Here is a 14,231-nt window from a genome sequence, read left to right as displayed (position 1 = left end):
CTCCTAGACATTCATAAACCGACGCAAGGAAATCGTGCTGCCGAGCGCCCCAATCGCCGTACCGACAATGAGCAGCACAATACTGATATGGGTTAAGAACGGATCCTGCGGAATCAGCGGCAAAAACGCCAGTGACTCATACACTTTTTCGGTAAGCGATCTATAGGTCTGACTAAGAATCAGCACCGCGAACAACGCACCGCCAAAGCCCAGAATCATGCCTTCAATCATAAACGGCAGCCGGATAAACCAATCGGTAGCACCAATATACTTCATAATTCCGATCTCCCGGCGGCGGGCAAAAACGGTAATCCGGATGGTGTTGGAAATAATGAACAAAGCGGCTAGCGCCAGGAAGACAATCAGGATCAAGCCAAAAATCCGAATCATTTTTGTCAACGAGAACAATTGTTCAATAACTTCCTGACCATATTTGGCCGTTTCAATCCCTTTTAGCTCGCCAATGGCCTGGGCCACCGGCTTAACATACTCAGGCCTGTCCACTTTCACTTCAAAGGCATTGGGCAACGGATTGGTTTCCCCTAATGCCGTAAGCAAGCCTTGCTGTTCTCCCAAACGTTCCTTAAACCGGGTCATTGCTTCTTCTTTATCCACAAACATAACCTGGGTAACACCGTGCAACCGGGTAATCCGGGTGCCGATTTCCCGCATTTCCAAATCGGACAAACCGTCTTCCATATAGACAGTAATCTGCACCTGGGTTTCCAAGGTGGAGGCCATATGGTTAAGATTAAGCACCATAACCAAAAACATGCCCAATATCAGGAGCGACAGCGCCACCGTACTCACCGAAGCAATGCTCATAAGGCCATTGCGGCGGATGGAGGAAGCAGCCTCCCGCACAAAATATTCCAAGGTTCTAATTTTCATAGCCGTATACCCCTTTCACCTGGTCACGGACAATACGGCCTCTTTCTATGGCGATAACCCGTTTTCGCATGGCATCAACCACCGTCTTATCATGGGTAGCCATAACAATAGTGGTACCGGCTTTGTTGATGGTGTCAAAAACCTTCATAATTTCCCATGAAGTCTCCGGGTCCAGGTTGCCTGTCGGTTCATCGGCAATAACAATTGCCGGGTTATTGACAATGGCCCGGGCAATCGCCACCCGCTGCTGCTCACCGCCTGACAGTTCTGACGGATAAGTACGCACCTTATGTCTAAGACCTACTAGATCAAGCACATTATGTACCCGCTTCTGCATCTCCCGGCGGGAAGATTCAATGACCTGCATAGCAAAGGCCACATTATCATATACCGTTTTATTGGGTAACAGGCGATAATCCTGGAAAACAATCCCCAGGCCCCGCCGTAAATACGGCACTTGGTTTGACGGCATCTCAAGCAAGCTGCGGCCATTAACTACAAGCCGCCCGCTGGTAGGCAATTCTTCCCGGAGGATAAGCTTTATGAAGGTCGACTTGCCTGCACCGCTCGGACCTACTACGAAAACAAACTCGCCTTTGCCAATTTCCACTGTAATATCTGATAATGCAACCGAGCCGCTACTATATACTTTCGACACTTCATTCATGTAAATCAATACTAAAGTACCTCCATTGTAAAGTGAAAGACAAAACGATTACTTATTCGACATTTGTCATGCAAAACCTCTTTTTTCTATAAATTTAATACCTTTATTTCTATATTTTTCCATACATTTTTCTCATAAACGCCGCCCCGGGCTCTTGCCGCTGCAGACGGTGTCGGTTCAGGCGGAGCAGGCGCTCCACCTGAAACCCGGGTCACTTTAGCAGATCCATCGTATAGAGTGTTGTCAGGGCAAGGACAGTTAACAGACCAAAATACCACCAAGCAACATTAAGACGCTGGGTGGCGGTTAATTGATAATAGCGCTCATCTTGTTCTTCCTCGCCGCGCCATAAGGCAAACAGCGAAAATAGAAAAATAATTAAAACCAATATATTGTGTGTATATAAGAACACAATACCGATAACCAAACTGCCAAGCCACCAAAGCCGCGGGGAAATAGCGGCAGCAATCCGTTCGCCGTCAAGCGGCGCGCAGGGAATAAGATTAAACAGGTTCAGCAAACAGGCGGTATACGCCAATACCAGCATCAGGGTACTGTCACTCCACAGGTAAAACGCCAGACACACCAGCGCGCTGAGAGTACCGGCAGCCGGTCCGCCAATAGCGATATTAGCCGTCATTTTAGCGTTAACCGGCGCACGATTCAGGCTGATAACAGCACCAATAAACGGAATGAAGGTAGGCCCCTTTGCCCGCAGCCCGACAATGCGCGAGGCAGCTACATGACCTAATTCATGCACAAGCAGCAATAGGACAAAGCCAACGGCAAACTTAAAGCCAAAAGCCATTGCATAGAAGGCCAGTGACACCAGCATCGATGCCGTGGTTGACAAGGCTCCGCCCATTTGTACCAGCGCCAGCAGGCCAACTAAACCAATTCCGGCCCGGCGCACTACCCGCCGGCCCAGATTAATCACTCTCCAGGAGTTCACTGCCGTCCCTCCTTTCTAAATGAGAAAAACCACAGGCGCCGTCAATACTGCTAAGGCGCGGACGGCCGTTATGCATAAGCGGAGGTTAAGCACCAGCGTCGCAGCGTTGCATGACGGCCGTCCGCCAGACAGCCAAAAGAAGCCCGCACATACATAATACATATGCACGTGCGGGCTCCTTTAATGCTCTTGACTGATTTTTTAAGCCTTTTTACGGCTGACTGCCTTCTTAGCAGCAGCCACAACAGCCGCTTCGGTCAAATTATATTTTTTCAACAGATCACCAGGTGTACCGGACTCACCGAAGGTATCCATGACACCTACCCGCTCCAGCGGCACAGGCTCATTTTCTCCCAGTACTTCGGCAACAGCGCTGCCAAGACCGCCGATAATACTGTGTTCTTCACAGGTAACAATCGCACCGGTGTCACGGGCGGCAGCAATAATGGCCTCTTTGTCAATCGGTTTAATGGAGGCCATGTTAAGCACCCTGGCGCTTATTCCCTGGGAAATAAGTTGCTCGGCCGCATGCCGCGCCGGAGCCACCATAATGCCGCAAGCGATAAGGGTTACATCCTTGCCGTCAGCCAGTAAAGCCGCTTTGCCAAGCTGGAACCGGTAGTCCTCGCCGAAAACATCCGGCACGGCCGCCCGGCCCAGCCGGATGTATACAGGCCCCTGATATTCGGCGGCAAAATCGATTACCTGCCTGGTTTCAGCCGGATCTGCCGGAACGATAACAGTCATATTCGGCAACACCCGCATAATGGCAATATCCTCAATGGATTGATGGGATGCACCGTCCTCACCGACAGTCAGTCCGGCATGAGTGGCAGCAATCTTAACATTGAGCTTGGGATAGCAAATGGAATTGCGGACTTGTTCGAAGGCCCGGCCGGTAGCGAACATGGCAAAAGTGGAAGCAAACGGAATCTTGCCGGCAGCAGCCAGTCCTGCCGCAACCCCCATCATGTTTTGCTCGGCAATACCGACATTGAAGAACCGGTCAGGATGGGCTTTGGCAAATACATTGGTTTTAGTAGACTTGGACAGGTCGGCGTCCAGAACTACAACATTTTTATTACGGTCGCCCAGGTCTTTCAGGGCTAAGCCGTAGGCTTCTCTGGTTGCTAATTGATTAGCCATATGTATCTCACACCTCGTTCTTTCAGTTTGAAGTTGCAAACAATGATGATATGTATTGGTAACTTTTATTTATCTTTCAAGTCTTCCAGCTCTGCCAAAAACTTGGTACATTCCTCGCGGCTGGGAGCCTTGCCATGCCAGTCGGCGACATTTTCCATCTGGCAAACACCCTTGCCTTTAATGGTCTTGGCCACAATCATGGTTGGCTTGCCCTTTACGGTCTTAGCCGTTTGAATGGCGTCATAAATGGCATTATAGTCATGGCCGTCAATAATCAGTACATGCCAGCCGAAAGCCTGCCACTTCTCCGGAATAGGCAGCGGCGACATAACCTCGGCAACCGGGCCGTCGATCTGCAAGCCGTTAAAATCAACAAAGGCCGTAAGGTTGTCCAACTTGTAGTGAGCAGCAAACATGGCGGCTTCCCAAATCTGTCCTTCCTCCAGCTCGCCATCTCCCAGCAGGGCATATACACGATAGTCCCTGGCATCCAGTTTGCCGGCCAGCGCCATGCCATTGGCGGCGCTTAAGCCCTGTCCCAAAGAACCTGTCGACATATCAATACCGGGAATGTGTTTCATTTCCGGATGTCCCTGCAGGCGGCTGTCAATTTTGCGCAGGGTAAGCAATTCTGCCGCCGGCAGATAGCCTTTCTCCGCAAGGGTAGCATACAATACCGGAGCGCCATGACCTTTTGACAGCACAAAGCGGTCACGGCCGGCATCCGTAGGATTGGCAGGGTCTACCTTCATTTCGGCAAAATAAAGTACCGCCAGCATATCCGCAGCCGACAGTGAACCGCCGGGATGACCGGATTTAGCTTCGGTAACCATGCTTACAATATTGCGTCTGATGGATGTGGCCCGAACAGCCAGTTCCTTAAGCTGTTCCGGGGTAAGTTTCTGTGTCATTCTTTCAACCTCCTATAATCGATATAACTGGTATGCACTAAATATCTGAATAACCACAAAGCCTGAAACTGGCAAGAAATGCCCAGATGCGAGGCGCGACGAGGACGTGACCGCAGTCGTACTGGGAAGTACGCGGAGGGAACGCCCGCAGGAGCAACACCGTCGCCTACGAGACTACGATACGCTGCATGGTAGGCAGCATACTCGTTGTAACAGCATCGGCAGGTGGGCGTTTATTGCCAGTTTCAGCGCGGGGACTGGAAGCCTTCGCCCAGCACCTCATGCGCATCGGCAACAATAACAAACGCCTGGCGGTCAATACGGTACACCAGTTCTTTTATTTGTGAAACCTCCCTGGTGCTGACCACACAGAAAACAATTTCGCCGTCAGCCTGCGTATAGCCGCCGCGTCCGGCTAACAGGGTTACACCCCGTCCAAGCTCGTCCATAATGGCATCTGCCACTTCTTTCGAGGAGCGGGACATGATGAAAAAGGCTTTGGCGGCACTGGGGCCTTCCTGCACCAGGTCGATAATCTGCGTGGTGATAAATAAAGAAATAATGCCATACAGGGCTAATTCCGCGCTGCCGAATACCACTCCGGCCAGGGCAATAACGAACAGGTCGACAGACAGAAGTGCCTTCCCCACGCTAATGCCTGTTAATTTATTAATAATCGCGGCCGCTAAATCCGTACCGGCAGTGGTTCCTTTGAACTTAAACACAATCCCCATGCCAATACCGGAAAGAACGCCGCCGTACAAGGAATTAAGCAATAAGTCCCGGGTTAACAGCGGCACATACGCTGCCGTCAGATCAATGGTGAGCGCCAGAACTCCCGCTCCCAGCAGCGTATTCACACCAAAACGGGCACCTAATAATTTAATACTGAGCAAAAACATGGGAATATCCATGGCCAGCATGGTCAAACCCACCGGCAGTCCAAAAGTATGGTGAAGTACTGTAGCCAGGCCGCTTGTGCCGCCTGCCGCGACTTTGTTAGGAATGAGAAACATATTCAGTGCCAAGGCGGTAATCACCGTACCCAGCACGATTCCCAGATAGCCCCGCAGCCACTTCCATTTTACCATGGCTACCTCCTGCTTGCATTATTTCATCAGGCTTAGCGCCAGTTCGGCATTCTGAAAAGCTTTATTTCTTAACATAGTAATCCGTTCTTCCCGCTGCTTATTAGGATGTTTGCGTTCATCCCACAATTGCAGTATTCGTGCCATCAGGCTGTCGGTAGTAACTGTTTTTAAGGTACCAACATGCCGTTCACCAATGGTTTCCAAAAAACGGTCAATTTTGGGGTCATAGGATATACCGGCCATCGGCACATGCATAACCGCAGCAAAGATAAGGGCGTGCAGCCTGATACCGATTAGCAGATCCAAGTTGCCGACAAGTGATAATAGCTCACTGGTAGTATATTCACCTGGCAGCACTTCGGCTTTATTTTTCATCCGGCCGGCTATTTTTTGTGAAACACCCAGGTCATCAGGACACTGCATGGGAATAAATACAACCCGGACGCCCAATTCCTCAATCATCCGGTCGGCAGCGTGGGACAATACCTGCTTAAAATGCCCCCATTCCTTCCACTCCCGCACCGAAATGCCGATAAGCGGCGCCACCCCTTCCTGACCGTGTTTGCGCAAAATACTGCGGCCAATCTGCCTGTCCACCGGATGCATGGCCAGCACCGGATCGGCTGTTACATAAATGGGCGGTACCGTTACCTTCAGCCGCTTAAGCTCTTCATAAGATCCGTCATCACGGACGGTAATCAAATCCACCATATTGCCGATATACCGCATGGCACTCTGAGCCAGCGTTCCCTGCACCGGCCCAATGCCTTGCGCATAAAGCATAACCGGTTTGTTCAGCTTTTTGGCCAGCATCATAATGCTCAGATAATAGTAGAGACTGCGATCACTGGTCACGTCCTGCAGCAAACTGCCGCCGCCACTAATCAAGAGCCGGCTTTTGGCCAGCGCTTTAACAATCTCCGGATAATTGAGGCGATAGACGGCACAAACACCGTGCCGTCGTTTAGTATCATCAGGATTTCCGGAAATAACCGTAATCTGAACATTGGGTTCAATGTCGGTCAAAGCCTCAATCATGGCCGCCAGCATAGCTTCATCACCGGCATTGCCAAAACCATAATAGCCTGAAACAACGATATCACTCATGGGCTGACGGACTCCTTCCCACCAACCGGGCCGCTATGAGTTGGATCACATATACGCCAACCACCGCCGCCGCGCCAATCACGGCCCCCAGCAGCAAACCGTCAAGTCCGCGGATGGTTGACATCAACACCGGAGTTCTAAGGTGTGCAAAAGTCTCAACCAGTGAACCCTGGGCCAGTGTAGCCGCCACAATCAGGAGGAACTGAGCCAGCCGCGGCCATTGCTGGTATATAGCCATTGCCGCCAGCAAAAAGGCCGGATGACCAATTAAAAATTCCTTGCTGCGGGGTCTGGCGTACATGGCCTGCTCCAACAGTGCCCTTAGCTTGAGTTCGATAGCTGGTACAGGCACACCGGCGGTATGTCCGGAACGCCCGATAAATATCCAGGCCACCACGGCGGCTGCGCCGAACAGGCAGAGGATTTTGATGGTGACCGGGTGTTCCATAATCCCGGTTAGCTGACGCCACAAGCCCCGGGCATTGACTGTCTGAACTTTATCAAATACATTGTAACGGGTTAAGTATATGACAGTCACTAAAATAAGCGGCGCAACAAAGGTTAATTTTACGCCACGATAGATTTCCATCTCCAGGAAAAAGCGCACATCACTAAGAACGGCACCGACATACAGTCCGCCGATTAACGATAAACAGGTGGTGGCAATCAGCGCACCGATACCGGCGGTAATAATGCGCCCAATGCCTACAGAACCGGCAAATTGGCCGGCCGCCTCCTGTTTGCGCCAGCGGTCAAGCTGCCAGGTCATAGCCAGGACGGGAAAAATAATGGCACTGGCCAGGGCAGCCATTTGACGGCTCAAAGTCCCGCCGCCTTTAAGCACCGGGAAGATTAACAGGATAGCGATGAGCCCTGTAAGCAGATACTGCCACCGGGCGGCAAACGGATACACCTGTGACAAAAACAATACACCGGCGGCAGTGGCCCCCAGCACAATTAAAACTAAAAGCCAGGGCGCAGCAAAGTACGGCTGATAAATAGCCGCCTTCCCCATAACAAAGCCCTCGGCCAGTAATGCCGCTTTCGTATCGGCAATATACTGCAGGTTAGTCTCCACCAGCGTTTTTCCAGGCTCAGGCTTGTCATACTTGCGCATAAGATTGATACGAATATTGCGTTCCTGATCCGTAACCGCCCAACGCTGAATGGCATCACGCATTTTAAGTTTAGGCTGTTCATCTTTCGGAATGGCATATACCCGGGCAGCTTGATAGTTAATAGCTGTCGCCACCTGAGTCAGACCTTCCTGTTTTAAAAACTGCAATTGCAGCGGGTGCTCAATCATGGCCAGGGTTATTTGGCGCTCTTTAAAATAACTGACAGTCAGTGGCAGCAGATCCGGATAACCCAGTACCTCATCCCCGGAAAACATAATGGCCGAAAGGTTTTTAGCGCTTGCCAGGCGTTGAAATACCGCATTGACATCGTCTGCCGTTACTTTAGTATAGTTGGTTGGACGGGCCACTATGTAGAAGCCCAGGTTATCAACAGCCCTAAGTTCGTCAGACGGTAATCCCAGATTCCATTTTACCACTTTTTCAAAGTTGGCTTTTACCGCCAGTACCGGGCGGTCGCCCTCGGCCAGCAGCGTCACCCTGTCCGGGCCTAACCGCCGCTCTAAATCACTCATGACTTCCGCAAAAACCTGTTTATCCTGACCGACAATATAAACATCCTCAGCCAATACCCTGCCACCGGCAATTAAGCTGCGCCAAAAAGGATCGGTCAGCATGCCGGTGCGGTCCTGGTGGAGAATATCCGCCCCAGGCAGTGCAGTAAGCTTGCCGCTTTTATTAAGCTTTTCCAGAGTGGTCTCATAGACAGCCAAAGAAGTAATGCCTGCTGCTTTAAATTGCTGAAACAGTCCGGCCGGCTCAGCGCCTTCCATCTGCGCCAATTCCATAATATCTTCATATTCCATGACCATTTCAACAGTAGCATTGGCTTGTTCAACAGTATGACGCTGCCAGTTAATTGTAAGCGAAGCCAATAAGCCCAGGATAATCAAGGCAATCAGCCCTTTATTATATTGAAAGGTTGACAAAATCTCTCCACCTTTTTGAAACTGTCAAGTACGGTTTCAAGTGTTATCTACTTTGTAATATTACTATTCCCGGTTATCGGTATAAATAATAACCTGGCCATCTTCCATGACAACCTCACGCACATTCACACCAAACGGAAGTTTCTTGAGGTCAACCAGCGGCACCTCGGTCAGCAGCGAGCCGCCAATATTGCCTACCGGGGTGTTGTTTAACAAAAACCGGTCGGTAACAAAGGTAATCCGCTGTTGCTCACGGTCACCGGCAATCCGTCCCTCAAACTTGACATCAACACGGGCAAACCCGCCTAACGTCAAAGAGCTGCTGACCTCAACCTTGCCGGAATGTATGGATACAACCGCGTTTTTAACCCCTTTTACCGAGCTGTTGAGAAAAGCGGCCAGTTCTTCCTGGGTAAGCGTTGCCGTAATCGCAGCGTCGCCAAGCTTTTCCAGCACCAGTTTGCGGCCGGTTAGCAAGGTTTTAATATCAACATCCACATCGGTGAGATTGATATTCATTGTGCGAAAGGTGATTTTTTCGGTTTTTACATCACTGACCTCTGCCGTTACCCTGTCAAACTTACCACCAAGCATTAAGAGGGCCGGACTTTTATCAACCTTAGCCGTCACCTGCTTGCTGCCGGTCATTTCACGCAGTCCCTGGGCCACCGCATCTGACACAACCTTGGGTAAGATCATTTGCACGGCAGCTATCACCATTACGAGAAACAGGATGATTCTGGTAAAACGATTCATCGGGAATCCCCCTTAAGCAAACTACCGAATAAGCTTACCGTGTACCGCTTTTCAAGTAAGCTTCAATAAACAATTCAATCTCTCCGTCCATGACAGCCTGAACATTGCCTGTCTCCGCAGCTGTCCGATGATCTTTAACCAGGTTATAGGGATGAAAAACATAAGACCTGATCTGGCTGCCCCATTCGATTGCCTGATATTCGCCGCCCAATTCCGCCTTCTTGTCTGCCTGCTTTTGCCGTTCAAGCTCAAACAGCCTGGCCCGCAGCAAGCGCATGCACTGCTCGCGGTTTTGAATCTGGGACCGTTCGCTTTGGCATTGCACCACAACGCCTGTCGGCAGGTGAGTCATGCGGACAGCGGAATCGGTTTTATTAATATGCTGGCCGCCGGCACCGCCGGCGCGGAAGGTATCTACCCTAAGATCAGCCGGGTTAATATCAATTTGCACCGAATCATCAATTTCCGGCATGACATCGACAGCGGCAAACGAGGTATGGCGACGGCCGCTGGTGTCAAAGGGTGAAATCCGGACAAGGCGGTGGACGCCTTTTTCGGATTTCAAGTAACCATAAGCATTAGTACCCGCCACCATAAGGGTAACGCTCTTCACCCCAGCCTCATCTCCGGCCAAAAAGTCCATAGTTTCCAGTTTGTAATTATTTTTTTCTGCCCAGCGGACATACATCCTGAGCAGCATTTGCGCCCAGTCCTGGGCTTCGGTACCACCGGCACCGGCATGCAAGGTCAGGATGGCGTTATTGGCGTCATATTCGCCTGACAGCATCAGCGTAAGTTCCAGGTGTTCCATATCCCGTTCAAGAGCGGTAAGTGCTGCCGCTACCTCAGGATAAACACTTTCATCATTTTCTTCCATGCCCAGTTGCCATAAAACAGCCATATCGCTGTGGCGGTCAGCCATGTCCCGGTACTGGCCGATACTGTCTTTTAACCGGGTGACCTCCTGAGCAATTTTTTGCGCCTCGTCCGGATTATCCCAGAAGGCCGGGTCACTCATTTTATCTTCCAGTTCCTCAATCTGTTCCGTTTTACCGGCAACGTCAAAGAGAAGCCCTCATTTCATCAAGCCTGTGGGCCAGGGTCTCAATAGCCCCGCGTAAATCTTCCAACAGCATTTTTTCAACTCCCTCTTACAAACTCGGGTTAGGCTGCCAGCCTTAGTTAGCGCCGCAGCAACGCTTATATTTCTTACCGCTGCCACAGGGGCACAATTCATTGCGGCCGGTTACATCCTTATTGACAATCGGCTCCAGCGGCTGAGTCTGTTCTTCACCTTCTTCACCGCCACGCATTGCATGAGCGCCGCGCAGATGATCCTCCGGCTGCGCCTGGGAAATAATATTGACCCTGAACATATAACGGACAATATCCTCCTGGATATACTCCATCATTTGCTGGAACATGTCATAGCCTTCAATTTTGTACTCAATCAACGGATCTTTTTGCCCGTAGGCTCTCAGGCCAATCCCCTGACGCAGCATATCCATGGCGTCAAGATGCTCCATCCATTTGGCGTCAAGCGTTTTGAGCATAACCACCTTTTCGAGTTCGCGCATATTGTCGGCGCCAAACAGGGCTTCCCGGCCACTATAAGCGGCATCGGCCACCCGCATAAGCTCTTCCCGAAGTTCATCCCGGCTCATTTTATCAAGCACAGCCTCTGTCAGCTCGCCTGCGGGTGCAAAATAACCCTCGCAGAACTCAATCAGGCCGGCATAATCCCATTCTTCCGGATAGATCTTTTCATTGGCATATACATCCATGCCCTGGTCAATGATTTTCTCAATCATATTGTAAATATTTTCTTTGAGATTCTCGCCTGTGAGGATTTTCCGGCGCTGGCTATAGATAACTTCCCGCTGCTGGTTCATGACATTATCATATTCCAGAACATATTTCCGGATGTCAAAGTTGCGGGCTTCCACTTTCTTCTGCGCCTGTTCAATGGAACGGGTAATAAGCGCATGCTCAATTGGTTCGTCTTCTTCCATGCCCAGCTTATCCATGATACCGGCAATGTTGTCAGAACCGAACAAGCGCATAAGATCATCTTCCAGGGACAAATAAAAACGGGTGGAACCCGGATCGCCCTGGCGTCCGGCACGGCCGCGCAGCTGGTTGTCAATCCGGCGGCTTTCGTGGCGTTCGGTGCCGATAATATGAAGACCGCCCCGTTCAGCCACACCTGTTCCCAATACAATGTCGGTACCGCGTCCGGCCATGTTGGTGGCAATGGTGACCGCGCCCGCCTGACCGGCTTGCGCCACAATCTGGGCCTCCATTTCGTGATACTTGGCATTCAGCACATTATGGGGCACGCCTTGCTTCTTCAGCATGGCCGACAATTCTTCCGACTGGGCAATCGAGGTCGTACCGACAAGAATCGGCTGGCCATTTTTATGCCGTTCCACAATCTCAGTCACAACAGCCTTATATTTGGCCCGCTTGGTTTTATAAATTACATCTGACAAATCCTGCCGCTGCATATCCTTGTTCGGCGGAATGACAATAACGTCAAGATTATAGATTTTGCGGAATTCCGGTTCCTCGGTCTTGGCCGTGCCGGTCATGCCGGCTAATTTTTTGTACATCCGGAAATAGTTCTGGAAGGTAATGGTGGCCAGTGTCTGGCTTTCACGCTCAATTTTAACGCCTTCCTTCGCCTCAATGGCCTGATGCAAACCTTCGGAATAGCGCCGGCCAAACATTAAACGGCCGGTAAATTCGTCAACAATAACCACTTCGCCGTCTTTAACCACATAATCCTTATCCCGCTTCATCAAGGCATGCGCCCGGAGCGCCTGGTTAAAGTGATGGGACATCTCCATATTTTCGCTGTCATAGAGGTTTTGCACATTTAACAGCTTCTCGGCTTTCGCAACACCGGCCTCGGTAGGTGCCACCGTATTGGCCTTTTCGTCAATGGTATAGTCTTCGACGGCTTTTAGTTTTGGCACAATTTTGGCCAGCACATAATAAAGCTCGGTAGACTTCTCGCCAGGGCCGGAAATAATGAGCGGTGTCCGCGCTTCGTCGACTAAAATACTGTCAACTTCGTCGACAATAGAATAGTTAAGCGGCCGCTGTACCATCTGCTCCGGATAAATCACCATATTATCCCGCAGATAATCGAAACCAAACTCATTATTGGTGCCGTATGTAACATCAGCGCTATACGCTAATTTACGTTCATCAAAGTCAAGTCCATGCACAATAAGTCCCACAGACAAGCCAAGATAGCGATACAATTTTCCCATCCACTCGCTGTCACGGCGAGCCAAATAATCGTTGACAGTAACGACATGCACGCCTTTGCCGGTTAACGCATTCAGGTACACCGGCAGGGTGGCCACCAGGGTTTTACCTTCCCCTGTCCGCATTTCGGCAATTTTGCCTTCATGCAGGGTAATGCCGCCTAACATTTGCACATCAAAATGACGCATGGCCAGCACCCGGCGGGACGCTTCCCGCACAACGGCAAAGGCTTCCGGCAAAATGTCATCCACTGTCTGCCCTTTGTCCAGACGCCGCTTAAACTCAGCCGTCTTGGCAGTCAGCGTCGTATCACTCATGTTCTGAAGCTCGGGTTCAAACGCGTTAATGGTTTCCACCAGCTTTAACATGCGCTTAATTTCTTTTTCATTATCATCGCCAAATATGTTCTTCAAAAATTTAAACAAAATATCAACTCCCCGCCAAACAATGAATACACAGTAAGCCCAAAAGACGGCTTACAAGTGCGCAGAGGCCGCATTTATAAACAGTCCTACGGTTAGTATGTGCCTAATATATGATTTTAACAGAAACCCTGTTCAAAGTCAAAAACTGGATTGGTTAAAACATGCAAAAGCGAGATTGCTTTGCAAGCAATCTCGCTTTTCACTTTTTCTCCGAACTACTCAGGTCAAATAAAGATTTAACCTGCCTGATGCTGACCGGGAAGGTTGGTTTGACCACCTTTAACCGGCTCAATTTCATTTTCTACCCATACCGGATTATGATGTTTGGCTTCTTCAATGGATTGAGTGCCATCGCCAAACATGCACAGGAACTCACCCCAATTGTAGATGCCAAGAAAAATATGAGCAAATACACATAGTCCAAGGAAGATACCGATAACCAAATGCACCATATCAAACCAGTACATCGTTGCTTTGGGAGCTACCGGCAGGAAAGCGTACAGCGCCCACCCGGTAACAATCAGAATGATACCGCCGAACAGCATCATAATTCCCATCTGTTTCTGCCCTGAATTCATTTTTCCCATCGGCGGCACAGGAATCTTTTTCCCGAGCAGCATTTTTTGCGGATAGCCGCCGCCAATCATCATCCAGGCAATATCCCGGTCATCCCAGGAAAATATACGGCGGGTAAAGGCAATCACTCTGTCAAATCCAAATATGGTGTAAAGTATACAAGATATGGTAAGAATGCTGGCACCAATAATATGAATTTGCATGATCAGATTTTGTACATTCTCGCTAAAAGGCTGCAGCCAAATAGCAAAGCCGGTAATGGCAGCCGGTAAAAAACCTAAAATCAAGCCCCAGTGAAACAACCGTGAGATAAGAGGGTGCTTGAGTACCCGCGGACCATGTTCATCATGATGACTCATTGATTATCC

Annotated in this window: 12 protein-coding genes; all 12 read right to left on the bottom strand. The window is 50.1% G+C overall.

The window, feature by feature from the left end:
- Positions 1–3: 3 nt before the first annotated feature.
- Positions 4–891 carry a permease-like cell division protein FtsX gene (gene ftsX / locus GT1_RS13440; RefSeq protein WP_075757378.1) on the bottom strand — a complete coding sequence of 296 codons (888 nt, stop codon included), beginning with the start codon at positions 889–891 and terminating at the stop codon, positions 4–6.
- A complete protein-coding gene (ftsE, locus tag GT1_RS13435) occupies positions 881–1,567 on the bottom strand; it encodes a cell division ATP-binding protein FtsE (RefSeq protein ID WP_188399195.1) in 687 nt (228 codons plus the stop codon). Before ftsE ends, ftsX begins: the two co-directional genes overlap by 11 nt.
- Positions 1,568–1,769: 202 nt before the next feature.
- Positions 1,770–2,510 (bottom strand): site-2 protease family protein, encoded by a 741-nt coding sequence (locus tag GT1_RS13430; protein ID WP_188399194.1) that lies wholly within the window; start codon positions 2,508–2,510, stop codon positions 1,770–1,772.
- Positions 2,511–2,711: 201 nt separating this feature from the next.
- Positions 2,712–3,656, bottom strand: coding sequence for a transketolase family protein (locus tag GT1_RS13425; protein WP_075757374.1), 945 nt, complete (start codon positions 3,654–3,656; stop codon positions 2,712–2,714).
- A gap of 65 nt (positions 3,657–3,721) precedes the next feature.
- Positions 3,722–4,567 (bottom strand): transketolase, encoded by an 846-nt coding sequence (locus GT1_RS13420; protein ID WP_188399193.1) that lies wholly within the window; start codon positions 4,565–4,567, stop codon positions 3,722–3,724.
- 245 nt (positions 4,568–4,812) lie between these two features.
- Entirely contained in the window at positions 4,813–5,658 is an 846-nt protein-coding gene (locus tag GT1_RS13415; RefSeq protein ID WP_075757372.1) for a YitT family protein, read from the bottom strand.
- An 18-nt stretch (positions 5,659–5,676) separates the two neighbouring features.
- Entirely contained in the window at positions 5,677–6,765 is a 1,089-nt protein-coding gene (gene csaB / locus GT1_RS13410; protein WP_075757371.1) for a polysaccharide pyruvyl transferase CsaB, read from the bottom strand.
- Positions 6,758–8,830 (bottom strand): DUF5693 family protein, encoded by a 2,073-nt coding sequence (locus GT1_RS13405; RefSeq protein ID WP_188399192.1) that lies wholly within the window; start codon positions 8,828–8,830, stop codon positions 6,758–6,760. The genes csaB and GT1_RS13405 overlap by 8 nt, the downstream gene beginning before the upstream one ends.
- Positions 8,831–8,893: 63 nt before the next feature.
- Positions 8,894–9,586 (bottom strand): DUF2993 domain-containing protein, encoded by a 693-nt coding sequence (locus GT1_RS13400; RefSeq protein ID WP_188399191.1) that lies wholly within the window; start codon positions 9,584–9,586, stop codon positions 8,894–8,896.
- A gap of 34 nt (positions 9,587–9,620) precedes the next feature.
- A protein-coding gene (gene prfB, locus GT1_RS13395) for a peptide chain release factor 2 (RefSeq protein WP_188399190.1) occupies positions 9,621–10,722 on the bottom strand; the annotation gives its coding sequence in 2 pieces (ribosomal slippage) (positions 9,621–10,649 and positions 10,651–10,722; 1,101 coding nt in all).
- A gap of 42 nt (positions 10,723–10,764) precedes the next feature.
- Complete coding sequence (gene secA, locus GT1_RS13390; RefSeq protein WP_188399189.1) at positions 10,765–13,287, bottom strand: preprotein translocase subunit SecA; 2,523 nt, start codon at positions 13,285–13,287, stop codon at positions 10,765–10,767.
- A gap of 236 nt (positions 13,288–13,523) precedes the next feature.
- Entirely contained in the window at positions 13,524–14,222 is a 699-nt protein-coding gene (locus GT1_RS13385; protein ID WP_188399188.1) for a cytochrome b/b6 domain-containing protein, read from the bottom strand.
- Between the last annotated feature and the right edge of the window lie 9 nt (positions 14,223–14,231).

Source organism: Sporomusa sp. GT1 (assembly GCF_014634905.1).
GTDB lineage: Bacteria > Bacillota > Negativicutes > Sporomusales > Sporomusaceae > Sporomusa > Sporomusa sphaeroides.
The sequence above is the reverse complement of the archived record's forward strand: the minus strand, read 5'-3'. Positions and strand labels throughout refer to the sequence as shown.